Source organism: Hydrophilobacter chitinilyticus, assembly GCF_049860745.1.
Classification (GTDB): domain Bacteria; phylum Pseudomonadota; class Gammaproteobacteria; order Burkholderiales; family Burkholderiaceae_C; genus Rhodoferax_B.
In genome coordinates, this window is record NZ_CP187561.1 from 2,782,682 (window position 1) to 2,808,535 (window position 25,854).

Genomic DNA, 25,854 nt, shown 5'->3' on the forward strand with positions numbered 1-25,854 from the left:
GGCCAGCGATGGCCCCTTTTTTGTGTCTGAACGACGCGACGTCTACATCGCTGTGACCTCTACGCGCCGGGCTTCAGCGGGTGGCCCATCGGCCGTGGTTTGCTCAGGCTTCTTTAGCTCGATCTTGTCGGCTGGCACACCCAGCGACCCCAGTGCTTCGGCCACGGTCATGGCGCGTTGTTTGGCCAGTTCCGCGTTCTTCGCCGCGTCACCCGTGGCATCGTGGTAACCGCTGATGACCACGCGTTTGCCGGCGCCGACAGCCGTCACCACGTCGGCCAGGGCCTGTGGTGCGCCGTCAGCGAGGCGCGCGCTGGCGGTGGCAAAGTAGAACTTGACCACGCCGTTTTCAACTTTGATGCTGGCGGTGTCGCCGGTTGGAGCAAGAGATACAGCGGCCACAGGTGCCGCCACCGGCACGCCAGGGTGCAACTGCATCACCAGCGGTACGATCAGCAGCGCCACGATGTTGATGATCTTGATCAGCGGGTTGACGGCCGGGCCAGCGGTATCTTTGTAGGGGTCGCCCACGGTGTCGCCGGTCACGGCAGCCTTGTGGGTTTCAGAGCCTTTGCCGCCGTGGTGGCCGTCTTCGATGTATTTCTTGGCGTTGTCCCACGCGCCGCCGCCGGTGCACATGGAGATGGCGACAAACAAGCCGGTGACGATGGTGCCCATCAGCAAGCCGCCCAGGGCGGCGGGGCCGAGCAGCAGGCCCACCAAAATGGGCACCACCACGGGCAACAGCGAAGGGATCATCATCTCCTTGATGGCGGCGCTGGTGAGCATGTCCACCGCCTTGCCGTACTCGGGCTTGGCCGTGCCTTCCATGATGCCCTTGATGTCGCGAAACTGGCGGCGCACCTCCACCACCACCGAGCCAGCGGCACGGCCCACGGCCTCCATCGCCATGGCGCCAAACAGGTAGGGAATCAGCCCACCGATGAACAGTCCGACGATGACCAGCGGGTTGCTCAAGTCAAAGCTGATGACCTGGCCGTAGGCTTCGAGCTTGTGGGTGTAGTCGGCAAACAGCACCAGCGCGGCCAGGCCGGCCGATCCAATCGCGTAGCCCTTGGTCACGGCCTTGGTGGTGTTGCCCACGGCGTCCAGCGGGTCGGTCACGTCGCGCACGCTGCTGGGCAACTCGGCCATTTCGGCAATGCCACCGGCGTTGTCGGTGATGGGGCCGTAGGCGTCGAGCGCCACCACAATGCCGGCCATGCTGAGCATGGAAGTGGCCGCAATCGCAATGCCATACAGGCCGCCGAGTTTGTACGACGCCAGAATGGCAATACACACAAAGATCACCGGCCAAGCGGTGGAGCGCATCGACACGCCCAGCCCCGCGATGATGTTTGTGCCGTGCCCGGTGGTGGAGGCTTGGGCGATGTGTTTCACCGGCGGGTATTGCGTGCCGGTGTAGTACTCGGTGATCCACACCAGTGCCGCCGTGAGCACCAGGCCCACCGCGCAGGCACCGAACAGGCGCATCTGGCTGCCGCCAGAGGGCAGGGCGTCTTGCGGAATCAGCCAGGTGGTGACGAAGTAAAACGCGATCAGCGACAACACACCTGCCACGGCCAGCCCTTTGTACAGCGCTGGCATCACGTTCTTCATGCCCGGCGAGGCCTTCACAAAGAAGCAGCCAATGATGGACGCGATGATGGACACCGCGCCCAAGGCCAAGGGGTAGACGATGGCGCTGGGGCCGGCTTGCGAGAGCAGCAACGAACCCAGCACCATGGTGGCGATGAGCGTGACGGCGTAGGTCTCGAACAAGTCGGCGGCCATACCGGCGCAGTCGCCCACGTTGTCGCCCACGTTGTCGGCAATCACGGCCGGGTTGCGTGGGTCGTCTTCAGGAATGCCGGCTTCGACCTTGCCCACCAGGTCGGCACCCACATCCGCGCCCTTGGTGAAGATGCCGCCGCCGAGCCGCGCAAAGATGGAGATCAGCGACGAGCCGAACGCAAAGCCAATCAGCGGATTGAGCGGATGGCTGCCCGCGCCAGTGGCCGGTGTATGGCCCGCAAGGAACCAGTAAAAGCCGGTGACCCCCAGCAAGCCCAAACCCACCACCAGCATGCCGGTGATGGCGCCGCCGCGAAACGCCACGTCCAGCGCCGGGCCAATGCCGCGCGTGGCGGCCTGGGCGGTGCGCACGTTGGCGCGCACCGACACGTTCATGCCAATGAAGCCGCAGGCGCCCGAAAGCACCGCGCCCACCACAAAGCCAAAGGCCGTGGTGGCGTCGAGAAAAATACCGATGAGGATGGTGAGCACCACGCCGACGATGGCAATGGTTTTGTATTGCCGGGCCAGATAGGCGGCTGCGCCCGTTTGGATGGCGTTTGAGATTTCTTGCATGCGGGCGTTGCCCGCGTCCTGGGAAAGAATCCAGCTGCGTGCCCAGAAGCCGTAAGCCACCGCGATCACACCGCACACGAGCGCCAGAATCAGCGCCGAGTTGCTTGCCATAGAGTGTCTCCTACCGTTGTTTCGCTGGAATTGAACGTGTTGACGATCTCCTGGGGGCCGCGTTGAGGTGCAATCGGGATGAGTTGGCTGTCAGAGACTGCAGCATGGGCTATCTGCCCATGCAAGGGTTCTGGCAGGCAAATCGCCCGATTTCACCTCAACCCGGAGGGCAAATGGTCTTTCGGGCGAGCTGCTTTGTTGCAAAGTCAGCCAAGGCAGAAGCCTTGGCTTCGACTTTGCGCCTCGCATCTCATCCCGAACCACCATTTGCGCGGCCCTCAGGAGACCGTCAACACGTTCATGGGACGCCACGCAAACGGCATCCCCGCTGCGTTGCTTCCTCGACTGCCCAGCACGGGCGGGTACGAATGGCCAACGAAATGAATATACGGGGAAAGACCTGCGGGCGGTATGGCTTTACGGGTTGGCGGGCCAAAATGGCACCGTTCCTAGGGTTTTCCTGATCAACCACCTGATGTGAATGCCAGTTCTGCTACCCGCTCCCGATGCACCTGCTTACGACCCGGCGGCACGCAGAATGCTGCGCTGCGGCGAGAAGCCTTTGGGCTGAGGCAAAATCGCGGGGTTCGTTTTGCGGCTCTGCGCTTTTCAGCGCCTGCGGCCGCCAGCGTCAATTTCGTCCACCGACAAACTCCAATACAAGAGGTCCTATGTCCCTGAACCTAGTTTCCCCCGGCAAGAATGCCCCAGACGCTTTCAACGTCGTGATCGAAATCCCGATGAACGCCGATCCGATCAAGTACGAAGTGGACAAAGAATCCGGCGCGATCTTCGTGGACCGTTTCATGACCACCGCCATGCACTACCCGACCAACTACGGTTACGTGCCCCAAACCCTGAGCGGCGACGGCGACCCGGTCGACGTGCTGGTGATCACGCCTTACCCGCTGTTCCCTGGCGTGGTCGTGCCTTGCCGCCCCCTGGGCATCCTGATGATGGAAGACGAAGCCGGCGTGGACGGCAAGGTGTTGGCCGTGCCCACCGACAAAATCTTGCCCATCTACACCCACTGGAAGACGGTGGAAGACGTGAACCAGATGCGCCTGAAGGCTGTGCAACACTTCTTTGAACACTACAAAGACCTGGAAGCCGGCAAGTGGGTCAAGGTGCTGGGCTGGGAAGGCATCGACGCGGCCAAGAAAGAAATCTTGGACGGCATCGCCAACTACAAAGCTCAAGGCAAGTGATCGGCTGATTTCAGCATCAATACCGCGCCTGCCGCTGTAGGCGTTTGAGTTAAAAGAGCTGTCTACGCGCTCCAGGGCTGCGTAGGCAGCTCTTTGTTTTATAGCGTATAGTCAGTCGTCTATGTATTTGAACTGCGCTGGTTTCTCCATGGGGCCCCGGTCTTGAGCCAGACCGTCATCTCCTCTTTGCTGCCCGTGGTGCTGTTGATCGCCGTGGGCTTGCTGGCCGGTTGGCGTGGCTGGATCCGTGACGAAGCGGCCAAGGATTTGTCGAACCTGGTGTTCCTGATCTTGTCGCCCGCGCTGATGTTCCGCGCCATGAGCACGGTGCACGTCGAGGACCTGCACCTCGGCCCGGTGCTGGCGTATTTCATCGCCGCCTGGGCGGTGTTCGGTGGAAGCCTGTGGCTGCGCGGTTTCAATACCGTGGGGGCCGTGCGTGGCATGGCCAATATCTACAGCAACCTGGTGATGATCGGTCTGCCGCTGGTGGACCTGGCCTACGGCCCGCCCGGCATGATTACCTTGCTTACGCTGGTGTCGCTGCACGCGCTGGTGTTGTTGACCACGGCCACCATCGTGCTGGAGTTGGCCGTGGCGCGCGACGCCGAGATCGCTGCGGGCGACGCCGGCAATGCGCCACCGCAGCAGCCGGGCATCGCCTGGGGGCGTCTGGCGCTGACCTTGTGGCGCGCGGTGAAAAGCGCCGTCATCCACCCTGTGCCGATTCCCATCATCGCGGGCTTGCTGTTCGCGCAGACAGGATGGCACGTGCCTGACGCGGTCGACCGGCCGCTGCAATGGCTGGGCCAGGCCTTCGGCCCGCTGGCGTTGGTGATGGTGGGCATCACACTGGCGCACACACGCATCGGCCAGAACCTGCGCGGCGCGCTGGTGCTGGCCTGCGTGAAGAATCTGCTGCTGCCTGCCATGGTGTGGGTGATCGGCAAGGCCATGGGCTTGAGTGGCCTGCCGCTGACCATCATGGTGGTGAGTGGCGCCATGCCGATGGGCGCCAACGTGTTCTTGTTCTCGCAGCGCTACAAGGTCGAGGAAGACCTGATCACCGCCGCCGTGGCGGTGTCCACGCTGCTGGCCATGCTGACGGTGTCGCTGGTGATGATCTTGCTGGGGTGATCTGGACGAATAGGGCGATCAGGGCGCGAGACGGTCGCGGCGCCAAGCTGGGGCGTCCGGCGCTTCTTTGCTATAGCGCAGCCGGTCGTGCAGGCGGCTCTTGCGGCCTTGCCAGAATTCCCAACGATCCGGCACCAGCCGGTAGCCACCCCAGTGCGGCGGGCGCGGGGGCTTCAGCAAAAACTGCGCGCCAAACTTGGCCGCATTCGCCACCAATACGCTGCGCCCAGAAATGACTTGGCTCTGCGGGCTGGCCCAAGCGCCAATGCGCGAGTCAAGCGGGCGGCTGTTGAAGTAGGTGTCGCTCTCTTCATCTGACACCTTTTCAACCACGCCTTCAATGCGCACTACGCGTTCCAGCTCCACCCAGTGGAACTGCAGCGAAGCATAGGGGTTGCCCGCCAACTCTGAGCCCTTGCGGCTGTCGTAGTTGGTGTACCAGACGATGCCGCGCGCGTCATAACCCTTGATCAACACGATGCGCGTGCTGGGGCGCAGGTTGCTGGCCACCGTGGCCAGCGTCATGGCGTTGGGCTCGGGCACCTGGGCCGCGATGGCCTCGTTCAGCCATTGGTCAAATTGCTGCAGTGGGTCGGCCGCAGAGGCGTCTTCACTGAGTTCGGCTCGTTCGTAGCTCTTGCGCAGGTCGGCGATGTTCATGCTTTGATTGTAGGCCGCGACGGAAACGTTGCTGGTGTTGTTGGCATACTCAAGCGCCATGAATGTTGCTGTGAATCAACCATCTGAAATGCCTGTCGTACTGGTGCTAGCCTCGGGCCGAGGCGAGCGCTTTGCCGCGTCGGGTGGGCAAGTGCACAAGCTGCAAGCCCTGCTGGCGGGGCAGCCTGTGCTGCGCCACACGCTGGCTGCCGTGCGGGCCAGTGGCTTGCCGTGGCATCTGGAAGATGCGGGCCACCCCGGCATGGGCGACACCATCGCCGCTGCCGCACGGGCCACCGCCAACGCGCCGGGTTGGCTGGTGCTGCCAGCCGATCTGCCTCTTGTGCTGCCCGTCACGTTGCGCCGTTTGGCGGATTTGCTGATGCAGCAGCAGGGCGCGCCGCGCGTGCTGGTGCCGGTGTTTGAAGGCCAGCGCGGCCACCCCGTGGCCTTTCCCGCATCGGCAGGTGTCGCGCTACAAGGCCTTAAAGGAAATCAGGGCGCAGTGCCCGTGGTGAAAGCGCAAGGTGCTATGGAAATTGAAGTCGATGATGCCGGTTGCATCAGCGACATCGATACGCTGGACGACCTAGCTCGTGCCGAACGGCTGTGGGCCGCGCGGCACGTCAGCAACCGATAGCGTTTCAGCTTTTGGGTTCAACCCGCCAAGGTAGGAAAACCTAGCGGCTCCTCCTTCGGGTCGGGGCCGAAGCGGTTGTCGCCGGTCTGTCCGTTCTGGGCCAGAAAAACGATCAGCACGATCTGGCCGACCAAGGGCACGAAGCTGATCAAAACCCACCAGCCGCTGCGGTCGGTGTCGTGCAGGCGGCGCACGGTGACGGCAAGGTTGGGCACCAACAGGCCGAGCGTGAACAACCCGCTCAGCAAGCCCACTCCGGAGTCTTCATTGAAGCTGCCGGTGAAGCCGTCCACCATCGCCAGCACAAAGAAAATGATCAGGTAGAACAGGACGAAATACCAAAACTCGCTGCGGCGCGACCGGCCGGAGAAGGTGGCGTATTTCTTCAGGGCTATCAGAAACCAGTTCATGCACATTCCCTCATGTTGTGGCCTCGGCAAACGCAGAGCAGGGCAGGCGAGGCAGGTGCTGCCACCTGGCTAAATGTATCTGCTTGCACGGTCAGCCGTGTGGGCTGGCCGCGCATGGGGTCAGCCCTTGGTGATCACCGCGCAGGCCCAACGCGCACCTGCGTTGCCGGTGGGCTGGGTCTTGTAGTCGTCCGGGTCTTTGTGGACGATCAGGCCGCGACCGATGAGGCTGGTGGGGCCGTCGGTCAGCGTCACGCCGGTGAGGTTGAAGTCGGCCACAGCGGCGCCGTTGGCATCTGCGGTCAGTGAAGGCATGTCGCCGCCGTGGTGGTCTGCATTTTGCGGGCCATGCGGCTTGCCGGTGGGGTTGAAGTGGCCGCCGGTGCTCATGCCGTCAGCGGCCGAGCAGTCGCCTTTTTCGTGCACGTGAAAGCCGTGCATCTGGCCGGGCGTTAAACCGGTGACTTCGGCATGCACCATCACGTGGTCGCCATGCTGCGTGAAGCGCACCAGGCCCGTCACCTTGGAGCCGCTGGTGGACTGCAGATTGGCCGTGGCCATTGGGCCGCCGGAAGACATGCTGCTGCAGCCAGCCAAAACAAACGAAGACAGCAACGCGGCGGTCGACAGTACGGAAAATTTGGACATGCAAGGCTCCTGAAAGACAGTGGAGGACCGTTGCATTGTGGCGTGGTGATCGGCTTCAGGCCAGCGCTTGTTGGGCTGGCAGGGTCTCTGTGTGGTTGGCGTCGTTGGCCGAAGCCAAAGGGCACACACTGGGGGCGTGCTGCAGCAGGCGGCGCAGAGCGGCGTCTTCGATGCCGTGGCGCTGCAGGCACTCGTAGGTTTGGCGCGCGTAGTCGAGCGTGGTGCCGAAGCGGCCGCAGGCATCTGAAAAAATCTTGGCGTAGTCGGGCAGTGGTAGTTCGCCGGTGTAGCTGGGGCTTTGGCGCGAAAGCGTGAACGCGAGGGCGCGCACAGGGCCGTTCTCGGTTTGGCAGTGCAGCCATTTAGGGTCGTAGACGCCAGTGACCATTTCACGCTGCCACAGGCGCGGCAGCATTTCGGCCACTTCGTGTTGTGGCACGCGGTACACCACGCCGTGGCAACTGCCACCCGACAACAAGGCAAACACCAGCCCTGGGCACTCGGGCGTGCCACGGTTGATGCGGCTCCACATGCGCAACGCGCGGTGCCAGCCGTGCACACGCGCCATGCGCTGCTCGACAAAATCAAATTCTGGGCGCCAGATCAACGAGGCGTAGCCAAAAACCCACAAATCAGATGCTCCACCCCAGTGGGAATGGATTTCGGCCAGCATACGCGCTGGATCGCGGGCGGGGGAGGCGGGAACACTCATGTATGCACTCTACAATCGGGCAAATTTTCTTTCACTGGAGTACAAATTATGTTTTCACAAGACGAAGATGACAACCAGCGCGCAGCTCTGGGCGTGGTGTTCGGTGTCGTTTTGCTCGTCGTGGCGTCTGTTTTGGGCTTTGGCGCCTACAAAACCCTGGCCAAGCCTGCAGCACCTGCCGGTGTGGCAGCGGTGGCAACCGAAGCCGTGGTGGCCGATGGCGCCAGTATCCGCGTCGAAGCTGGTGTGGTGACGTTCTACTTTGCGACCGGCAAGGCTGACCTGGCCACTGGCGCCAAGGAAGCGCTGGCTGAAGTCATGGCCGCTGTCGGTTCAGGCAAACGTGCCGCCATCAGCGGCTTCCACGATGCGACGGGCGACGCCGCCTTGAACGCCGAGCTGTCGAAACAACGCGCCCTGGCTGTACGTGACGCGATGTTCGCCCTGGGCGCGACCGAGGCCGCCGTTGAACTGCGCAAGCCCGAGCAAACGCAAGCTTCTGGCACCAACGCTGAAGCGCGCCGCGTGGAAGTGATCATCCTGCCTTGATAGAGCGATAGGTGGCTTCGGTCACATCAACCTAAAAGCCCGGCTCGCCGGGCTTTTTTGTGGGCGTTTGAAGATGGGCTCTTGAAAGGCTGGATGTAATTTCGTTTCGTAACTATCTCGTAACCCTGAATTCAACACAAGGACGTTTCTGAGTAGTACCATCGGTGGGTTGGTAACTTAATTACATAAATTCTGGACTCAGATCCAGCCCGCCCCATGAAACTCCACGAGACAGTTGCCGCCGTCACCGCCCGCATCCAGGCTCGCAGCCAAGGCCCGCGTAGCGCCTACCTGGCGCGGCTTGATGTTGCCGCTTCGCGCAAACCCGGCGCCGAGCGTATGGGTTGCGCCAACGTGGCCCACGCCTTTGCCGGCATGCCAGGCAACGACAAATTCAAAGTGGTGGCCGAGAAAGCGCCGAACATCGGCATCGTCACCGCTTACAACGACATGTTGTCGGCCCACGCGCCCATGCAGGGCTACCCGGATCTCATTAAGGCCGAGGCGCGCAAATTTGGCGCCACCGCGCAAGTGGCCGGCGGTGTGCCCGCCATGTGTGACGGCGTGACCCAGGGCACGCCGGGCATGGAACTCAGCCTGTTCAGCCGTGACGTGATCGCCATGGCCACCGCCGTGTCGCTGAGCCACGACGTGTTTGACGCCGCGCTGATGCTGGGCGTCTGCGACAAGATCGTGCCCGGCCTGTTAATCGGCGCGCTGCACTTCGGCCATTTGCCCACGGTGTTTGTGCCGGCGGGGCCGATGTCTTCGGGCTTGTCGAACTCGGCCAAATCCAAAGTACGCGAGCAAGCCGCACAAGGCTTGGTGGGCCGCGAAGAACTGTTGAAGGCCGAGTCGGCGGCCTACCACGGCGCTGGCACCTGTACCTTCTACGGCACGGCCAACAGCAACCAGATGCTGCTCGAAGCCATGGGCCTGCATGTGCCCGGCACGGCCTTTGTGGCGCCCGGTGGTTCGCTGCGCGAAGAGTTGACGCGTGAGGCTGCGCGCACCGTGCTTGGCATCACCAAGTCCAAACGTTTTGCGCCCATCGGCCATGTGGTGGACGAACGCGCCATCGTCAACGCCATGGTGGCTCTACTGGCCACCGGCGGCTCTACCAACCACCTGATCCACTGGGTGGCGGTGGCGGCCTCGGCCGGCATCAGCATCAACTGGGACGACTTCAGCGCTCTGTCTGACGTGATACCCACCTTGTCGCAGGTCTACCCCAACGGCAGCGCCGACGTGAACCAGTTCCAAGCCGCCGGCGGCCCGGGTTATGTGATCCGAGAGTTGCTCGACGCTGGCCTGATGCACGAAGACGTGTTGACCGTGCGCCCAGGCGGCCTGCGCGAGTACACCGGCGAGCCTTCGCTTGAAGGCTGCAAGCTGCACTGGACGCCCATTGGTGTGTCGAAAGACGAGACCATCGTGCGGCCGGCCACGGCGCCATTCAGTCCCACCGGCGGTTTGAAGCTGCTGAAGGGCAACCTGGGCCGTAGCGTGATCAAGATCTCGGCCGTGCCGGAACACCTGCACATCATCGAAGCGCCTGCGCGCGTGTTTGATTCGCAAGAAGCTTTGCACCATGCGTTTGCCGCTGGCGAGCTGAACAAAGACGTGGTGTGTGTGGTGCGCTGGCAAGGCCCGCAAGCCAACGGCATGCCCGAGTTGCACAAACTCACGCCGCCACTGGCCGTGCTGCAAGGCAAGGGCTACAAGGTTGCGCTGGTGACAGACGGACGCATGAGCGGCGCATCGGGTAAAGTGCCGGCGGCGATCCATCTCTCGCCTGAAGCCAAGGCCGGCGGCCCGCTGGCCAAGGTGCTGGATGGCGACATCATCCGTTTGGACGGCCCCGCTGGCACCTTGCAGGTGTTGGTGAGCGACGCCGAGTGGGACGCCCGCCCGACCGCCACCATGCCAGAGTCGGCCCAAGTGGCCAACGCACTCGACATGGGGCGCGAACTATTTACCGGCATGCGCAGCCATGCCAAGACCGCAGAAGAAGGAGCTTTATCGTGGATGTAAATACCGCAGCGACCGCCAGTACAGCCAACCGTGGCGGCTGGACGCCACTCAAAGTGATGCAAGACGCGCCGGTCATTCCGGTGATCGTGCTCAACGACGTGGCCCACGCCGTCCCCCTGGCGCGCGCGCTGGTGGCCGGTGGCATTCGCATGCTTGAAGTCACGCTGCGCACGCCGCAAGCGCTGGCTTGTATCGAGATCATCGCCAAGGAAGTGCCTGAAGCCGTGGTCGGCGCGGGCACCATCCGCAGCGTGGCCGACGTGGCGGCTTCGGTCAAGGCCGGTGCTTTGTTCGGCGTGAGCCCGGGCTACACCTCGGCCGTGGGCCGCGCTTGCCGCGAAGCCGGTTTGCCGCTGTTGCCCGGCGTGGCCACTGGCAGCGAAATCATGATGGCGCAAGAAGACGGCTACACCGAGCTGAAGTTCTTCCCGGCGATGCAAGCCGGCGGCCCGGCCATGTTGAAGGCCTGGGGCGGCCCGTTTGGCGAAGTGCGTTTTTGTCCCACGGGCGGCGTCACGCTGCAAAACGCGCCCGAATTTTTGGCACTGCCGAACGTGGCTTGTGTGGGCGGCTCGTGGATCGTGCCGACCGACGCCATCAAGGCCGGCGACTGGGCGCGCATCACGCAGTTGGCGCGTGATACTGCCAGTCTGAAGAAAGCCTGATCCCGTTCGCACCCAGGTGCGCAACGCAAAACGGCCGATGCCCTTGGGGCACCGGCCGTTTTTTGTTTTTTGGCGCTTGGAAAAGGCGGCTTACTTCGCCGTGACCTCGCCCTTGGCGGCTTTGAGGTTGTGCAGGCTGCGCACGTAGTTGTCGCGCGTGCCAGTGACGTGGTGGCGCATCAGGCGCTCGAAGCCGGCCATGTCGCCTGCGCTGAACAGTGCCAGCAACTGGCTATGTTGCTCGAAGCCGTCGTTGTGCAGCACGTCGGTCGGTGCCGAGAGATAGGTGCGCATGGCCGCGATTTTTGTGGCGGCGGTGGCGTAGGCGGCTTGCATGTAGGGGTTGCCGCAGTGGTCGAAGAAGGCTTCGTGCAGATGCGTGTCGGCACGACCGTAGCGCACGGCGTCGCGTGTGGTGCGGGCGGCTTCCATTTCGGCAATCGCCGCTTGTAGCGTGGCCACGGTGCCCTCTCGGTCGTGGGTGTACGAAAGTTCTGCCGCGCGTGGCTCCAGCACGCAACGGAATTCGCAAATCGCGGCGATGTCGTCGGCGCTGGGCTCAAACACATAACTGCCACGCTGCGGGCGGATCACCACCAGGCCCTGCAACTGCAACTGGCCCAGCGCCTCGCGCACGGGCGTGCGGCTCACGCCGAAGGAGGCGGCCAGCGTCTCCTCGGGAATCATCGCGCCCAGGGCGAACTCGCCGCCGGTGATGGCTTCGCGCAGGCGCTCGGCGATGCGGTTGGCCAGCGACTTGGGGGTTTCGATCTTGAAACTGGAATTCAGCAAAAGGTTTTTCCTTGGGACTCGGGAGGCATCAGCGTGGAGCAAGAGCGAAGCGCCGCAGACCCTGAGTTTGTCAGATCGGTCGAAAGCGGCGCAGAGGGTGGCCACTATGTTGTCTGATTTTTAGGGAAAATACTAGTGGCCTAGTACCTTGCATACAAGACAATGCTGACATGTTAGTGCCGCGATAGCGCCGGAAGAATGCATCTCTGGCGCCTGCCGACGGCCTGGGTGGGGCGCCTCGCGCCGCGCTCGATTCCAACCATCCGTTACGGAAAACCCACGGATCACCCACGGGAAACGCATGTCAGCCTCATTACCTCCCAACTCCGCTTTTTTGATTGAACTCCGCGAGCGCCTGGGCGCGACCACCGTCCTCATCGGCGACGACGTGCCCGAGCGCAACCGCAACGACTGGAGCATGCAAAACCCCACCAAACCGCTGGCCGTGGTGCGCCCGGTGGATGCGCAAGGGGTGTCGGATACGCTCAAGGCTTGCGCCGCAGCGGGCGTGCCGGTGGTGCCGCAGGGCGGCTTGACCGGCCTGTGCGGCGGCTCGCGCCCTGAGGACGGCTGGGTCGCCTTGTCGATGGAGCGCATGGTGGGCATTCAAGAGGTCGACCCGGCCAGCGCCACGCTCACCGTGTGGGCCGGTACGCCGCTGGAGCTGGTCCAACGCGCGGCGGATGAGGCCGGTTTTTACTTTGCGCTGGATCTGGGCGCACGCGGCTCCTGCGCCATCGGCGGCAACCTGTCGACCAATGCCGGCGGCAACCGCGTGATCCGCTACGGTATGGCGCGCGAACTGGTGCTGGGCCTGGAAGTGGTGCTGCCCGACGGCACCATCATCACCAGCCTCAACAAGATGATCAAGAACAACGCGGGCTACGACCTCAAGCACTTGTTCATCGGCAGCGAAGGCACGCTGGGTGTGATCACGCGCATCGTGCTGCGCCTGCACCCCAAGCCGCTGTGCACCATGTCCGCGTTGTGCGCCTTGCCCGACTACGCATCGGTGGTGCGTCTGCTGGGCGCGGCGCGCCGTGGGCTGGGGCCGCTGCTGTCGGCCTTTGAGGTGATGTGGCCTGACTACTGGGAAGTGGTCACGCAGCGTGTGGGCGTGCGCAGCCCCTTGCGCGCGCCCGAGAACAAAGACGGCAAAGAGGTCTACGTGCTCATCGAAGCCCAGGGCACCGATGAATCGATCGACGGCCCGCGCTTCCAGCAATGGCTGGAGCAACTGATGGAGGCGGGCGCCCTGAGCGACGCTGCCGTGGCGCAATCGGTGGGCGACACGCAAGCCTTTTGGGCGCTGCGCGATGCCTGCGCCGAATTTCCCACCGTGCTGGGGCAGAACATCTCTTACGACATCGGCCTGCCGGTGAAGGACATGGCCGCTTATGCCGCACGCTGCAAGGCGGCGCTGGCCGAGCGTATTCCGGGCTGTGGCAGCGTCTACTACGGCCACATCGGCGACGGCAACATGCACCTGGTGGCCTGGGTGCCGGGCCGCCCCCTGGGGCAGCAGCCTAAGGACGAGATGGACGAAGTCATCTACGGCCTGGTGCGCGAGTTTGGCGGCACGGTGTCGGCGGAGCACGGCATCGGCACCGCCAAGAAGCGCTGGCTGGGCCATGCGCGTAGCCCCGAAGAAATTGCGTTGATGCGCACGCTCAAGGCGGCGCTGGACCCGCGCGGTTTGCTCAACCCGGGCAAGGTGGTCTGAACATGGCCGCCCTGCATGGCACGGCGACCGGGCGCTCCCCGGTCGGCCGCTGGATCGACCTGTTCTTCAAAGGCATTGAAGCCTTTTTGGCGGCGCTGCTCTTGGGCATGGTGCTGATGGTGTTTGGCAACGTGGTGCTGCGTTATGCCTTCAATTCCGGCATTGGCGTGTCGGAAGAGCTGTCACGCATCTTCTTCGTCTGGCTCACGTTTACCGGCGCGGTGCTGGCCACGCGCGACGGCTCGCACCTGGGCATGGACAACGTGGTCAACCGGCTGTCGCGCCGCGGCAAGCTGGTGTGCGCGGTGCTGAGCCAGGTGCTGATCCTGATGTGTTGTGCGGTGCTGCTGCGCGGCACCTGGAACCAGCACGAGATCAACGCCACCACCATGGCCCCGGTGACCGGCATGCCCATGAGCTGGGTGTTCGGCATGGGTTACGTCACCGGCATCGGCATCAGCTTGCAGGCGCTGCATCAGTTGTGGCGCATCTTCTCCGGCCAGATCACCGACGAAGAGTTGGTGACGGTGCGCGAGAGCGAAGAAATATTGCCCGGGGTGGACCACAGCGAGACGCACCCGACCACGCCGACCAAGAAGGTCGAGGCGGTGGACCACCGTGGCAAGGTACTGGGAGCAGCCAAATGACGGTGATGGTGTTTTCCTTTTCGCTGCTCGGCGCCATGGCGCTGGGCATGCCGATCGCGTTCGCCTTGCTGGTGTGCGGCGCGGCGCTGATGGTGTTCCAGGGGCAGATCGACGCGACCATCCTGTCGCAAAAGCTGCTCGAAGGCGCTGACAGCTTCCCGCTGCTGGCCATTCCGTTCTTCATGCTGGCGGGCGAGTTGATGAACGCCGGTGGCATCTCCAAGCGCATCGTCAACTTCGCGCTGGCCTGGGTGGGCCATGTGCGCGGCGGGCTGGGGCTGGTGGCGGTATTTGCCTCGGTGCTGATGGCGGCCATTTCGGGCAGTGCGGCGGCCGATGCCGCAGCCATCGGCGCCATGCTGGTGCCGATGATGCGCAAGGCCGGTTACAACGTGCCGCGCTCGGTCGGGCTGATCGCCGCTGGCGGTGTGATCGCGCCGGTGATCCCGCCGTCCATCGGCCTCATCGTGTTTGGTGTGATCGCCAACGTCTCCATCGGCAAGCTGTTCCTGGCGGGCGTGTTCCCGGGCCTGATGATGGGGCTGGCGCTGCTGATCACCTGGCAATGGGTGGCGCGGCGCGACCAGGTGGCGGTGCTGCCGCGCCAGAGCATGAACGCACGTGTGCGCGCCGGGGTGGACGGCATTTGGGCGCTGCTGATGCCCGCCGGCATCATCGGCGGCATGAAGTTCGGCATCTTCACGCCAACCGAAGCCGGTGTGGCCGCGTGTGTCTACGCCTTTGCCGTGGGCGCCTTTGTCTACCGTGAACTGCCGCTGCGCCAGGTCTACGGCCTGCTGGTGTCGGCCGCCAAGAGCACGGCGGTGGTGGTGTTCCTGATTGCCGCGGCGCTGGTCTCGGCCTGGCTGATCACTATCTCGGATGTGCCACAACAGGTGGCCGCCATCCTGCGCCCGTTCATGTTCAACAAGATCGTGCTGATGTTCGTGATCATGCTGCTGGTGGTGATCGTGGGCACGGCACTGGACTTTGCGCCCACGCTGATGATCCTCACCCCGGTGCTGATGCCGGTGGTGCGCGAGGCTGGCATCGACCCGGTGTACTTCGGGGTGCTGTTCATCATGAACAACGCCATTGGCCTGATCACGCCGCCGGTGGGCATTGTGCTCAACGTGATGTGTGGCGTGGCCAAGATTTCCATGTCCGACCTGATGAAGGGGCTGTGGCCCTTTCTGTGGGCCGAGCTGTTCGTGCTGCTGTTGCTGGTGCTGTTCCCCGCGCTGGTGACGGTGCCGCTGAAGTGGTTGAGCTGAGCCACTCATTTCCTTCTCGACATTCCTCTCAAAACCAAATCAACGGAGACCCTGCATGTTCAAGACCTCTATCGTCGCCGCTCTGGCCGCCGTCGCCTGCCTGGCCAGTGGTGCCGCCCAGGCGCAGTTCCAGGACCGCAATTTCCGCGTCTCCAACGGCGTGAGCAAAGAGCACCCCATGGGCAACGGGCTGGCCAAAATGGGCGCCTGCACGCTGGAGAAGAGCGGCGGCAAGATGAAGATCCAGCCGTTCTGGGACGGCGCCCTGGGCAGCGATCTCACGTCCACACAAAGCGTGCGTTCGGGCTCGCTCGACATGGTGCTGACCTCCACCGCGCCAGTCGTGTCCATCGTGCCCGCGCTGGGCGTGTTCGACCTGCCGTTCCTGTTCAACACGGCGGCTGAAGCCGACCAGTTGCTCGACGGCAAGGTCGGCGACTGGTTCTCAGCCAAGCTGCCGGCCGTGGGCCTGGTCAACCTGGCCTGGTGGGAAAACGGCTTTCGCCACACCACCAACTCCAAGCGCGCCATCACCAAGGTGGAAGACTTTGACGGCGTGAAGATGCGCGTGATGCAAAACACCATCTTCCTCGACACCTTCAAGACGCTGGGCAGCAACGCCGTGCCCATGGCCTTTACCGAGGTGTATTCGGCCCTGGAAACCCACACCGTAGACGGCCAGGAGAACCCCTTCACCAACATCGAGAACATGAAGTTCTACGAAGTGCAGAAGTACCTGACGTTGACCAAACACGCCTACAGCCCCACGCTGGTGCTGTTTTCGAAAAAGGTATGGGACGGTCTGTCAGCACAAGAGCAGGGCGTGCTCAAGGAATGCGCCGCGCAAGGCCGTACCGAGCAGCGCCGCGCCAACCGCGCGCAAGAAGCCAAGAGCGTGGACAACCTCAAGTCGCAAGGCATGACGGTCAACGAGTTCAGCCCGGCTGAAATGCAGCGCGTGCGTGAACGCACCAAGGTGATTTACGACCGCCACGCCAAGGCCATCGGCGACGAAGCCGTGACCATGGTCACCACCGAACTCAAACGCATCCGTGGCAACTGAAGCCGCTCACACTTACACAGGAGTTTCCTTGAACACACACACGACACCCTCCGTGCCCTTCAGCGGCATCTGGCCCGCGCTGCTCACACCGCTGGACGCGCAACTCAACATCGACATCCCCGCCATGGCACGCCACGCGCTGGCGCTGCTGGAGGCGGGTTGCGTCGGCATCACGCCGTTTGGCACCACCGGCGAAGGCCCGTCGTTCACCGTGGAGGAGCGTATCCGCGCCATCGACGGCCTGGTGGCCGCGGGCGTGCCGGCGTCGCGCATCCTGATCTCCACCAGTTGCGCGGCGTTGCCCGACGTGGTGACGCTCACGCGCCATGCACTGCAAATCGGCGCGCACGGCTGCTTGATGCTGCCGCCGTTCTTCTTGAAGGGTGTGCCCGACCAGGGCGTGATCGACTCCTACCGCTATGTCATCGACACGGTGAACGACGCACGCTTGCGCGTCTACCTGTACAACATTCCGCAGGTGTCGGGCGTGGCGCTGAGCCACCACGTCATCGCCACCCTGAAGAAGCTCTACCCCCAGACCATCGTCGGTATCAAGGACAGCGCCTGCCAACGCGACTGGTCGCTCGGCCTGGCCGATGCCTTCATGAGCGAGGTGATGGTCTACGTGGGCAACGAGCCCGACCTGCAGACCATGGGCCGCCTGGGCAGCAAGGGGGCGGTGAGCGGCGTGGCCAACATTACGCCACGCCTGGTGGCCCGGCTGGTGGGTGAATTCGACAAGCCCGGTGCCGAAGCCGACCAGGCCCGCGTGCTGGCGTTTCTGAAGATTCTGGGCGGCTACGGTCTCACGTCGGCCTTCAAGGGCATGATAGCGCGCCTCACCGGCGAGCCCGGCTGGTCCCGCGTGCGCCCACCGCTGGTGCCGCTGAGCGACGCCGAGTACCAGCGCCTGTGCGGTGAACTGGAGGCCTTCAAGCTCGACCCCAAAAAGGATTGAGCGCATGTCTACAACGCTGACAGGCAAGGTCGCCTGGGTCACGGGTGGCGGCAGCGGCATCGGCCTGGCCGGTGCGCAGGCGCTGGCCGAGGCGGGCGCACGGGTGGTGATCTCCGGGCGCGACAGCGCCAAGCTGGAATTCGCCATCGCCCAGGCCGAGGCGCGCGGCGCCCCAGTGGGTAGCATCAGCGCCGCGCCGTTGGACGTGGCCGATGCCGAGGCTGTGAACCGCGTGGCCGCCGACATCCAGCAAACGCTGGGCCGGGTCGACATTCTGGTCAACAGCGCGGGGCTCAATTTCCCCAAGCGTTATTGGGGCGAGACCGATGCCGCCACCTTTGGCCAGGTGGTCGACATCAACCTCAATGGCGCCACCTACTGCACACTGGCTGTGCTGCATGGCATGCGTGCGCGGCGCGAGGGCACGGTGATCAACGTGGCCTCGTTCGCGGGCTGGCATTTTGAGTACCTCACCGGGCCCGCCTACACCGCCAGCAAGGCCGCGATGATGGCGCTGTCGCACTCGTTCAACATCGAGGAAGGTATGCATGGCCTGCGCGCCACGGCCTTGTGCCCGGGCGAGGTGGCCACGCCGATCTTGAAGAAGCGCCCGGTGCAACCCACCGAGGCCGAGAAGGCGCGCATGCTGCAAGAGGCGGATCTGGGCCACACCATTCGTTTCATTGCCGAACTGCCGCTGCATGTGTGTGTCAACGAACTGGTGATCTCGCCGGTGTGGAACCGAACTTACATCGGTAGCCGAGCGGCGTCGCCCTGAGGTACGGGGCGGTGCAATTCGGCGCAATCAGTTTGACTTCAGTCTGAATTCAGTTTGAGCCTAGGGTGCGCATGGCGGGTGCGCAACTTTTGGCCCCGATCTTCGGGGCTTTTCTTTTTTCTGAAGCTCTATAGAATCGTTTCATAAAACGTTTCATGAAAACATCAAAATTTAGTCAAATTTAGATTTTCCTGTCTTGAAGCTGCTGCTTCAAAGCAAAAACAATCGTTTCACCATGGCCCTTGACCCCGTTGCCCTGTTGCGCGCCAGCGGCCCATTGGCCGCCAGCACGCTGGCCGAGCGCATGGACGTGAGCCGTGCCACGCTGAGCCGCGCTGTACGTGCCGCCGAAAACGCCCTCATCGTGCGTGGGCGTGCGCGCCGCACGCGTTATGCGGCCCGGCGTGCTTTGCGTGGCGCGGAGGAACCGCTGCCGCTGTATCAAATCGACCGCGCGGGCACCTTGCATCAAATCGCCGAGCTCGATTTGGTCTATCCAGACGGCACCGCCGCGCGTTACCTTGATGACGACTTTGGCTGGCCGTTGGACGAGGCCATGGCAGACGGTTGGTTCGACGGCCTGCCATACCCGGTGCAAGACATGCGCCCACAAGGCTTTCTGGGGCGCAACTTCGCGCGCCACCACGCAGCGCTGTTGCAGGTCAATGAAGATCCTAATACCTGGTCGGACGACGACGTGTTGTACGCGCTGAGCCTGCTGGGCGATGACGCAACCGGCGACCTGTTGTTGGGCGAGCCTGCGTGCCGCCGCTGGCTGTCGCAAGTGCAGCACCTGCAGCAAGCGGCATCGGGCCAGGCTGCCGCAGGTCTGCATGAGGATGAACTGGCCGAGGCTTACCCGCGTCTGGCCGCACAGGCCTTGGCGCTGGGCGTGGCCGGTTCATCGGCCGGCGGCGAATTCCCCAAGTTCACCACGCTGCGGCAGATGGCCGATGGCACCCAGCAGCATGTGCTGGTGAAGTTCTCAGGCGCCGACCAATCGCCCGGCACCGAGCGCTGGGCTGATCTGCTCATCTGCGAACACCTGGCCGGGCTGGCGCTGCAGGAACACTTGGGCATTGCCAGTGCGCGCTCGCGTGTGCATGTGTATGCGGGGCGCGTTTTCCTGGAGGTTGATCGTTTTGACCGCCACGGCGCGCTGGGCCGTTCGCCCATGGTGTCGTGGTTCTCGCTGAACAACAGCTTCGTCGGCGCCGCTGGTCGCCCCTGGGCTGAGGCCGTGCGCCCGCTGGCCAAAAAGGGCTGGGTCAGCCCAGAAGATGTGGAGCGCATCCTGCGCGTGTGGCTGTTCGGCCAATTGATCGCCAACACCGACATGCACGACGGCAACCTGTCGTTCATTCCCACGGGGCAGAGGGCTACTGCCCCCGGGTTTCAAATCGCACCCATCTACGACATGCTGCCCATGGCCTACGCCCCGGTGCGCGGCGTGGAACTGCCGCCGCGCCAATACCAGCCGCAACTGCCGCTGCCCGCACATGCCTCTGCCTGGCAAGATGCCGCGCGCGCGGCGCTGGCATTTTGGGAGATGGCCGCAGGTGATGGGCGGGTGAGCGAGGGCTTTCGGGCGGTCTGCCACGAGAACGCGGCGGCGCTGCGTCGGCTGACCGGTTAGCCGGCGCCGGTCAGCAGCCTTCTGGCTTGCTCAGCGTTGTCTTAACGCAGTCCGCCACCCGCCGCACCTTCTGCGCGCTGGATCAATTCGATCTTGTAGCCATCAGGGTCGGTCACAAAAGCGATGACGGTGGTGCCACCTTTCACCGGGCCGGCTTCACGCGTCACATTGCCGCCGCTGGCCTTGATTTTTTCGCAGGCCGCGTAGGCGTCCGGCACACCCAGGGCGATGTGGCCGTAGGCCGTGCCCAATTCGTAGCTCTCCACCCCCCAGTTGTAGGTCAGCTCGATCTCGGCATGCTCGGGGTTGGTGCCGTAGCCCACAAAGGCCAACGAGTATTTGTACTCGGGGTTTTCCGACGTGCGTTGCAGCGTCATGCCCAGCACCTTGGTGTAGAAATCGATGGAGCGTTGCAGGTTGCCGACGCGCAGCATGGTGTGGAGGAGTCGCATGGTGGGTATTGTTTGTGGTGTTGAAACCCGTTCATTTTCGCGCCGAAACGACGGCCCGCGCTGCGGCAGGGAAAATGGCTTCATGCAGAAAAAGAGCGTGCACTTAAGTTTCTTCAAAGTTCTTCAAAATCCATACACCTGCATGCGCGTTACTCCTGTAATGAGCTCTTTATTCTTTCGCCGACTTCTCTTCACGCTGCTGGCCATGCTGGGCCTTCTGATAGGCATGGGCCTGACCGCGCCGCTGGTTCAAGCGCAGACCTTGCGTGAGCGCATCCAGGAACGCATGCAGGAACGGCGGGCGACCGCAGAGTCGAGTGCGGCAACGGGAATGTTCACCGAAGAAAGCCTGGTGCACGATGGCCTGCGCCGTACCTATCTTGTGCATGTGCCGCCTGGTCTGAATACCTCGCTCAATACATCAGCCGATGCATCGCGCCCCGCACCCTTGGTGCTGGCTTTTCACGGCGGTGGCGGCGACGCGGAGTTCATGGCGCAGGACGCGCGTTATGGGTTGATCGCCAAGGCCGATGCGGCTGGCTTTATCGTGGTGTTTCCGGGGGGCTTTAGCCGCTTTCCGGGCGGCAAGTTCGCCGCCTGGAATGCCGGCAACTGCTGTGGCGACGCACGTGACCGCGCGGTCGATGACGTGGGCTTTGTACGAGAGTTGGTGAAGCGTCTGCAAGCCACGCATCTCATCGATGCCCGTCGCGTCTACGCCGTGGGCATGTCCAACGGCGGCATGTTCGCGCACCGTTTGGGCTGCGAGGCGGCGGATGTGTTTGCGGCTGTGGCTTCCGTCGCGGGTACGGACAACACCAAGGCCTGCGCACCAAGCCGTCCCATACCGGTGTTGCACATCCACGCCAAGGACGACGACCACGTGTTGTTTGAAGGCGGAGCTGGTCCTGCGTCCTTCCGCGACAAAAGCAAGGTCACCGACTTCACCTCGGTGCCGCAGACCATGGCGCGTTGGGTGGAGCGCGACCGCTGTGACATCAAGACTACCCGCACCATGAGTGTCGCTGGCGCTTACTGCGAGGCACACCAGAACTGCGCGGGCCAGGCCGAAGTCGCACTGTGTGTGACCGAGACCGGCGGCCACTCGTGGCCCGGCGCCACCACGGTGCGCAGCGGCAAGGAAGCGGCGTCGCAGGCCTTGTCAGCAAACGATGTGATGTGGGAATTTTTCAAACGCCACCCATTGCCTTGATGCAACGTTTGAGCAACGGTTGGTGACATCCAAAGGGGCAATCTGCCAGCGGGGCCTGTAGCCGTGCAAAATGGCAAACAGGCGCCGCCTTTTTTGCTGATCGCCACCCTTAGACCAAGCTACCAGGGAGATTTCTTGATGAAGCTCAAAGAGTCTGAAGCCCTCAAACCCGCCGCCGCAAGCCCTACCGCTGACCGCGAACTCGTATTGACCCGCCTGATCCGTGCACCGCGCGAAAAGGTGTACCGCGCGTGGACCGAGCCCGCGCTGCTGAAACAGTGGTTTGCGCCCTTGCCCTACACCACACCCGTGGCCGAGTTGGATGTGCGGCCCGGTGGCGCCAGCCTGATCGTGATGCGCGGCCCGGATGGTGTCGATTTGCCTAACCCCGGCATTTATCTGGAAGTGGTGCCGAATGAAAAGCTGGTGTCGACTGACGCCTACACCTCTGCCTGGGTGCCGTCGCAAAAGCCGTTTTTGACCATCATCCTGACCTTTGAAGACGAGGGCGGCCATACGCGCTACACGGCGCGTGTGCTGCACTGGAGCGTGGCCGACCGCGTGGCCCACGAGAAGATGGGCTTTCACGAAGGCTGGGGCATTTGCGCCGACCAACTGACCGCGTTGGCCGAGTCACTTTAGCCCCGCCTCATGGATGCCAACGGCGCCTACCAAGGCGACATGCAGATCGTGGCGCGTCGCACATGCTCTGCGGCTGCCTGCGCGCGGCGCGCATTCCGGCCGAGACGGGGGACACCAACCTCGTGCAAGCTGACGAGCTGCTGTCACCCGCTTTAGGTGGCGCCTGTTTGCGTGTGCCTGAAAACTATGTGAAAGAGGCCCTGCAGGTGATGGACGCCTTCAAACGTGGCGAGTTTGCGCTCGACGATGACTTTGATGTGGGTGCGCAGTAGCGGGCTGCCCCATCACGTTCTAAGGTTTGGGGGGCCCTCGCCATACAACGCCGTCAATTGCCGCAGCCGCGCGCGGATGGCCGTCAACAACGGCTTCGGCGCCACCACTTCCACCTCGGGCGCCAATTGCAAAAGCTGCCCGGCCGCGTGGGCATGCGATTCAATCGGAATCTTCAGCTTGGCGCGTTGCCCCTCAGAAGGTGCCGCCACGTCAGCAATGGCTTTTGCCACAGCGGCGCTGAGTTGACGTAACTGGGCCAGGCCCTGGCGTGTGGCCAGCACGGTGGCGTGCCCTTGGTAAAGCTCGTTTTCGAAACGCACCAGCGACTCTGCCCAATACGCGGCAAGATCAAACGTCTTGGGCCGTTCGGCACGGTTTTCCAGGTGGCTCGCCTCCAGGATCTTGGCTACCCGGTACGTACGGGTTTTGCCCTCAGCGGCGGCCACCAGATACCAAAGCCCGGCTTTCAGTACCAGCCCCAATGGGTTGACGGTGCGCTGCAGCACGGCATTCCAACTCTCGTAGCGCAGTTGCAGTTGTTGGTCGCTCCAGACCGCCGCCGAGACGGTGGCCAGGTGCGGCACCTCATCTTGCCCGTGGTACCAGGCCACAGGGTCGAGATGGAAGCGCGACTGCAGACGTTGTGCATCGCTGCGCTGTGCCGCGGGCAGGGCCGTCATCAGCTTGAGCTGTGCGGCAGACACGTCAGGCCCCAGGCCCAACTGCGCAGCCGGCCCGGCCAGGCCGCTCATAAACACGGCCTGCGCCTCGGTGGCGGTGAAGCCGGTGAGGGTGGTGTTCCAGCCCGGCATCAATTGAAAACCACCCAGACGGCCCCGCTCGGCGTAGATGGGCACACCTGCGGCCGTCAACTGGTCCACATCGCGATAAAGCGTGCGCAGCGAGATTTCCAATGCATCGGCCAGCGCTTGGGCACCCATGCGGCCGCGCGTTTGCAGCAGCATTTGAATGGTGAGGAGGCGGCTGGCACGCATGTTGTGATGTTACGGTGAATACCTGCCATAAGGTGGCAGGTATTGGATTGCACACTCGCCGCATTCAGAAAAATGAAAGCGCGCGATGGAATTTTTAAACCCTCTAATCTCCAACCCCATGTGGCTGTTTGCGTTGTTGGTGCTCGGCATCATCGCGCTGCCCGGCATGGACATGGCCTTGGTGATGTCGAGCACACTGGTCGACGGCAAACGTTCCGGCTGGGCCACCATTGCCGGCATCGTTTGCGGCGGCGTGGTGCATGTGGCCATGAGTGCGCTGGGCATCGGCCTGTTGTTGCAGCATTCGCCGCTGTTGTTCAACCTGCTGCTGTTCGCCGGTGGGCTGTATGTGGCGTGGATGGGCTGGGGTTTGCTGCGCAGCGCGAATGCCTTTGGTGAACTGCAAAGCGCCACTTCTCGGCCTAACCGCCCGTTAGGCCAGTCTTTCATGCGCGCCGTGACCACCTGCCTGCTGAACCCCAAGGCCTATGTTTTCATGCTGGCGGTGTTCCCGCAGTTCATCCGCGCCGATGCGGGCAGCGTCGCGTCGCAGGCGATGGCCATGGGCGGCGTGATCGCTGCGGTGCAGATTGTGGTCTACGGACTGGTGGCGCAAACGGCAGCGGGCCTGCGGGTGTGGCTGCGTGGCAGCTCGGCCAGCCAGATCACCTTTGCGCGTGCCGTGGGCTTGCTGCTGGTGGCCACAGCGGTGGTGACGCTGTGGACGGGTTGGCGTGGTTTTCCGACCTGAAGGAATCAGGTCGTGGTGGGTGTAGAGGGCTGGGCCCAGCTTTGTTGGCCCGCCGCTTTGCCACCCACGGAATACATGGCGCCGGGGGCTTGGCGTGTCTTCATGAAGGCCTCCAACGGCTCGCCGCGCATGGCGGCGTAGATGTGCAGGTTGGACGTGCCGATGACGGCGCCCAGTTTTTCCAGCATGAAGAAGATCACGCCGTAATGCATCATGGCGCGCCAGGCGCGGTCGCGCACCAGTTGGCGTTCTTCGTCGGTCAGGTCTGCGGCGGCCAGCACGGCCTCTTCGTTGGCCAGAAAGGCTTCGCGCTCGGCCTGGTTCACCAGGCTGTGCAAAAACTTGTTCAGACGGTAAGCCTTGACGCTGCGCGTCAGGTCGAATGGGTAAGTGCCTTTGAGCCCTTCGGCGCCGGCCATTTGTTCGGCCATGCGCGCGCGGTGGCGCGCTTGTTCGCCCGCCACCGGTTTACCGGCTTTGTTTTCAAACACCACGGTGGCGATGCCGGTCATAGACGGCAAGGTGTACGACTGGTGCACCTGCTCAACATTGGCCGACAGGGCGCCGCGCATCACCAGCCACATCACGATCTCGGCCGCCTCGTAGCCGCCGAGTTCGGCGTATTCGGCCAGCGTGAGCGAGGCCAGCAGGTCCGGGTCGTTCTGGATCAGTTCCAGAAAGCGGTGGTCCCACGGTGTGTTGTTGAAGCCTGCGCGCTCGCCATGCACCTGGTGCGACAAGCCACCCGTGGCCACCACCAGCACACGCAGGTCTTCGGGGTAGCTTTCAATGGCGCGGCGCAGGGCACGGCCCAGGGCCAGGCAGCGCTTGGCCGACGGAGCAGGCGCCTGCAGCACACCCACTTGCAGTGGCACGATGGACACGGGCCAGCCCTTGGCTTCGTCATGCGCGCACAGCAGCGACAGGGGGGAGAAGCAGCCGTGATCGAGCGGTTTGTCCTGAAAGAAAGACATGTCAAATTCATCCGCCACCAACGAGTGGCCGATGTGCCGCGCCAGCGCCGAGTGGCCGTTCACGCCAGGCAGTTCGCGCGCGCCACCACCTTCGTCGGCCACCTCAAAACGCTCTCCCACGCCGAGGGTGAAGGCCGAGTAGTGGTCGAAGAAGAAGGAGGTCACGTGGTCGTTGTAGACCATCACCAGCACATCGGGGCGCTGCGCTTCGATCCACTCCTGCACCGGTTTGAACCCTTCAAAAATCGGCTTCCAGACCGGGTCGTTTTGTTTGCCTGCGTCGTGGGCAAAGCCGATGGTGGGGGTGTGCGAGGCGGCGATGCCACCGATGATGCGTGCCATGGTGTTTTTGGTTTTGGTTGGAGTTGGGACACGATGGCCGAGGTGCGCTCGCAGGCCATCGCAAGAATGGCGGGATTCTGCAAATGCCAGCGCTTGCCGAAAAGATGCGGCGTACCGGGGCGTGAAAACCTGGGGTTATCAATGACGGTTTGGCGCGGGCATACTGCGGCCTAGAACCTGTTCAATGTCTTTTCGAG

At 63.4% G+C, this 25,854-nt stretch carries 26 protein-coding genes; 17 read left to right on the forward strand and 9 right to left on the reverse strand.

Annotated elements, in window-relative coordinates; translation table 11 throughout:
* Positions 1 to 42: 42 nt before the first annotated feature.
* Complete coding sequence (locus ACPWMG_RS12295; RefSeq protein WP_483304922.1) at positions 43 to 2,481, reverse strand: sodium-translocating pyrophosphatase; 2,439 nt, start codon at positions 2,479 to 2,481, stop codon at positions 43 to 45.
* Between the two features lie 671 nt (positions 2,482 to 3,152).
* Between ACPWMG_RS12295 and ppa the strand changes: the two genes are divergently transcribed.
* Positions 3,153 to 3,689, forward strand: a complete 537-nt coding sequence (ppa, locus tag ACPWMG_RS12300; RefSeq protein ID WP_483304923.1) for an inorganic diphosphatase — start codon at positions 3,153 to 3,155, stop codon at positions 3,687 to 3,689.
* A gap of 162 nt (positions 3,690 to 3,851) precedes the next feature.
* Positions 3,852 to 4,826 (forward strand): AEC family transporter, encoded by a 975-nt coding sequence (locus ACPWMG_RS12305; protein ID WP_483304924.1) that lies wholly within the window; start codon positions 3,852 to 3,854, stop codon positions 4,824 to 4,826.
* Between the two features lie 18 nt (positions 4,827 to 4,844).
* On the opposite strand, the gene pdxH is transcribed toward ACPWMG_RS12305, so the two are convergent.
* Positions 4,845 to 5,486: a pyridoxamine 5'-phosphate oxidase gene (pdxH, locus tag ACPWMG_RS12310; RefSeq protein WP_483304925.1), complete on the reverse strand. Its 642-nt coding sequence runs from the start codon at positions 5,484 to 5,486 to the stop codon at positions 4,845 to 4,847.
* Positions 5,487 to 5,574: 88 nt separating this feature from the next.
* Here pdxH and ACPWMG_RS12315 point away from each other — a divergent pair, with 88 nt between their 5' ends.
* Positions 5,575 to 6,126 carry a nucleotidyltransferase family protein gene (locus tag ACPWMG_RS12315; RefSeq protein WP_483304926.1) on the forward strand — a complete coding sequence of 184 codons (552 nt, stop codon included), beginning with the start codon at positions 5,575 to 5,577 and terminating at the stop codon, positions 6,124 to 6,126.
* A gap of 17 nt (positions 6,127 to 6,143) precedes the next feature.
* Here the strand turns inward: ACPWMG_RS12315 and ACPWMG_RS12320 are convergent, their stop codons facing one another.
* The 3 genes from ACPWMG_RS12320 to ACPWMG_RS12330 form a co-directional block, all read right to left on the reverse strand.
* Complete coding sequence (locus tag ACPWMG_RS12320) at positions 6,144 to 6,536, reverse strand: DUF805 domain-containing protein (RefSeq protein ID WP_483304927.1); 393 nt, start codon at positions 6,534 to 6,536, stop codon at positions 6,144 to 6,146.
* Between the two features lie 120 nt (positions 6,537 to 6,656).
* On the reverse strand, positions 6,657 to 7,184 hold the full coding sequence (locus ACPWMG_RS12325; protein ID WP_483304928.1) for a superoxide dismutase family protein: 528 nt from the start codon (positions 7,182 to 7,184) through the stop codon (positions 6,657 to 6,659).
* A gap of 55 nt (positions 7,185 to 7,239) precedes the next feature.
* Positions 7,240 to 7,896 carry a gamma-glutamylcyclotransferase gene (locus ACPWMG_RS12330; protein ID WP_483304929.1) on the reverse strand — a complete coding sequence of 219 codons (657 nt, stop codon included), beginning with the start codon at positions 7,894 to 7,896 and terminating at the stop codon, positions 7,240 to 7,242.
* A gap of 48 nt (positions 7,897 to 7,944) precedes the next feature.
* Between ACPWMG_RS12330 and ACPWMG_RS12335 the strand changes: the two genes are divergently transcribed.
* From ACPWMG_RS12335 to ACPWMG_RS12345, 3 genes are all read left to right on the forward strand, one after another.
* The gene (locus tag ACPWMG_RS12335) at positions 7,945 to 8,445 is read left to right on the forward strand and encodes an OmpA family protein (RefSeq protein WP_483304930.1); all 501 of its coding nucleotides are present in this window, start codon (positions 7,945 to 7,947) and stop codon (positions 8,443 to 8,445) included.
* 216 nt (positions 8,446 to 8,661) lie between these two features.
* Positions 8,662 to 10,479: a phosphogluconate dehydratase gene (edd, locus tag ACPWMG_RS12340; protein ID WP_483304931.1), complete on the forward strand. Its 1,818-nt coding sequence runs from the start codon at positions 8,662 to 8,664 to the stop codon at positions 10,477 to 10,479.
* 56 nt (positions 10,480 to 10,535) lie between these two features.
* The gene (locus ACPWMG_RS12345) at positions 10,536 to 11,144 is read left to right on the forward strand and encodes a bifunctional 4-hydroxy-2-oxoglutarate aldolase/2-dehydro-3-deoxy-phosphogluconate aldolase (RefSeq protein ID WP_483305239.1); all 609 of its coding nucleotides are present in this window, start codon (positions 10,536 to 10,538) and stop codon (positions 11,142 to 11,144) included.
* 90 nt (positions 11,145 to 11,234) lie between these two features.
* Here the strand turns inward: ACPWMG_RS12345 and ACPWMG_RS12350 are convergent, their stop codons facing one another.
* Entirely contained in the window at positions 11,235 to 11,936 is a 702-nt protein-coding gene (locus ACPWMG_RS12350) for a GntR family transcriptional regulator (protein ID WP_483304932.1), read from the reverse strand.
* A 334-nt stretch (positions 11,937 to 12,270) separates the two neighbouring features.
* Between ACPWMG_RS12350 and ACPWMG_RS12355 the strand changes: the two genes are divergently transcribed.
* The 7 genes from ACPWMG_RS12355 (at position 12,271) to yjjJ (ending at position 20,015) form a co-directional block, all read left to right on the forward strand.
* Positions 12,271 to 13,659 (forward strand): FAD-binding oxidoreductase, encoded by a 1,389-nt coding sequence (locus tag ACPWMG_RS12355; RefSeq protein ID WP_483304933.1) that lies wholly within the window; start codon positions 12,271 to 12,273, stop codon positions 13,657 to 13,659.
* 2 nt (positions 13,660 to 13,661) lie between these two features.
* On the forward strand, positions 13,662 to 14,306 hold the full coding sequence (locus ACPWMG_RS12360; RefSeq protein ID WP_483304934.1) for a TRAP transporter small permease: 645 nt from the start codon (positions 13,662 to 13,664) through the stop codon (positions 14,304 to 14,306).
* Positions 14,303 to 15,580: a TRAP transporter large permease gene (locus ACPWMG_RS12365; protein WP_483304935.1), complete on the forward strand. Its 1,278-nt coding sequence runs from the start codon at positions 14,303 to 14,305 to the stop codon at positions 15,578 to 15,580. Before ACPWMG_RS12360 ends, ACPWMG_RS12365 begins: the two co-directional genes overlap by 4 nt.
* Positions 15,581 to 15,635: 55 nt before the next feature.
* Positions 15,636 to 16,643, forward strand: coding sequence for a TRAP transporter substrate-binding protein (locus ACPWMG_RS12370; protein WP_483304936.1), 1,008 nt, complete (start codon positions 15,636 to 15,638; stop codon positions 16,641 to 16,643).
* 28 nt (positions 16,644 to 16,671) lie between these two features.
* Complete coding sequence (locus ACPWMG_RS12375; protein WP_483304937.1) at positions 16,672 to 17,601, forward strand: dihydrodipicolinate synthase family protein; 930 nt, start codon at positions 16,672 to 16,674, stop codon at positions 17,599 to 17,601.
* Between the two features lie 4 nt (positions 17,602 to 17,605).
* On the forward strand, positions 17,606 to 18,379 hold the full coding sequence (locus tag ACPWMG_RS12380; protein ID WP_483304938.1) for an SDR family oxidoreductase: 774 nt from the start codon (positions 17,606 to 17,608) through the stop codon (positions 18,377 to 18,379).
* A 235-nt stretch (positions 18,380 to 18,614) separates the two neighbouring features.
* Positions 18,615 to 20,015, forward strand: coding sequence for a type II toxin-antitoxin system HipA family toxin YjjJ (yjjJ, locus tag ACPWMG_RS12385; RefSeq protein ID WP_483304939.1), 1,401 nt, complete (start codon positions 18,615 to 18,617; stop codon positions 20,013 to 20,015).
* Positions 20,016 to 20,056: 41 nt separating this feature from the next.
* Here yjjJ and gloA read toward each other — a convergent pair whose 3' ends face one another.
* Positions 20,057 to 20,467, reverse strand: a complete 411-nt coding sequence (gene gloA / locus ACPWMG_RS12390; protein ID WP_483304940.1) for a lactoylglutathione lyase — start codon at positions 20,465 to 20,467, stop codon at positions 20,057 to 20,059.
* Between the two features lie 160 nt (positions 20,468 to 20,627).
* Between gloA and ACPWMG_RS12395 the strand changes: the two genes are divergently transcribed.
* The 3 genes from ACPWMG_RS12395 (at position 20,628) to ACPWMG_RS12405 (ending at position 22,594) form a co-directional block, all read left to right on the forward strand.
* Entirely contained in the window at positions 20,628 to 21,680 is a 1,053-nt protein-coding gene (locus ACPWMG_RS12395) for an extracellular catalytic domain type 1 short-chain-length polyhydroxyalkanoate depolymerase (RefSeq protein ID WP_483304941.1), read from the forward strand.
* A gap of 138 nt (positions 21,681 to 21,818) precedes the next feature.
* Complete coding sequence (locus ACPWMG_RS12400; protein ID WP_483305240.1) at positions 21,819 to 22,322, forward strand: SRPBCC family protein; 504 nt, start codon at positions 21,819 to 21,821, stop codon at positions 22,320 to 22,322.
* Positions 22,323 to 22,384: 62 nt separating this feature from the next.
* Entirely contained in the window at positions 22,385 to 22,594 is a 210-nt protein-coding gene (locus tag ACPWMG_RS12405) for a hypothetical protein (RefSeq protein ID WP_483304942.1), read from the forward strand.
* A gap of 12 nt (positions 22,595 to 22,606) precedes the next feature.
* Here the strand turns inward: ACPWMG_RS12405 and ACPWMG_RS12410 are convergent, their stop codons facing one another.
* A complete protein-coding gene (locus tag ACPWMG_RS12410; protein WP_483304943.1) occupies positions 22,607 to 23,590 on the reverse strand; it encodes a helix-turn-helix transcriptional regulator in 984 nt (327 codons plus the stop codon).
* 118 nt (positions 23,591 to 23,708) lie between these two features.
* Between ACPWMG_RS12410 and ACPWMG_RS12415 the strand changes: the two genes are divergently transcribed.
* On the forward strand, positions 23,709 to 24,341 hold the full coding sequence (locus ACPWMG_RS12415) for a LysE family translocator (protein WP_483304944.1): 633 nt from the start codon (positions 23,709 to 23,711) through the stop codon (positions 24,339 to 24,341).
* A 5-nt stretch (positions 24,342 to 24,346) separates the two neighbouring features.
* Here ACPWMG_RS12415 and ACPWMG_RS12420 read toward each other — a convergent pair whose 3' ends face one another.
* Positions 24,347 to 25,657, reverse strand: a complete 1,311-nt coding sequence (locus ACPWMG_RS12420; protein ID WP_483304945.1) for a gallate dioxygenase — start codon at positions 25,655 to 25,657, stop codon at positions 24,347 to 24,349.
* Positions 25,658 to 25,854: the final 197 nt, after the last annotated feature.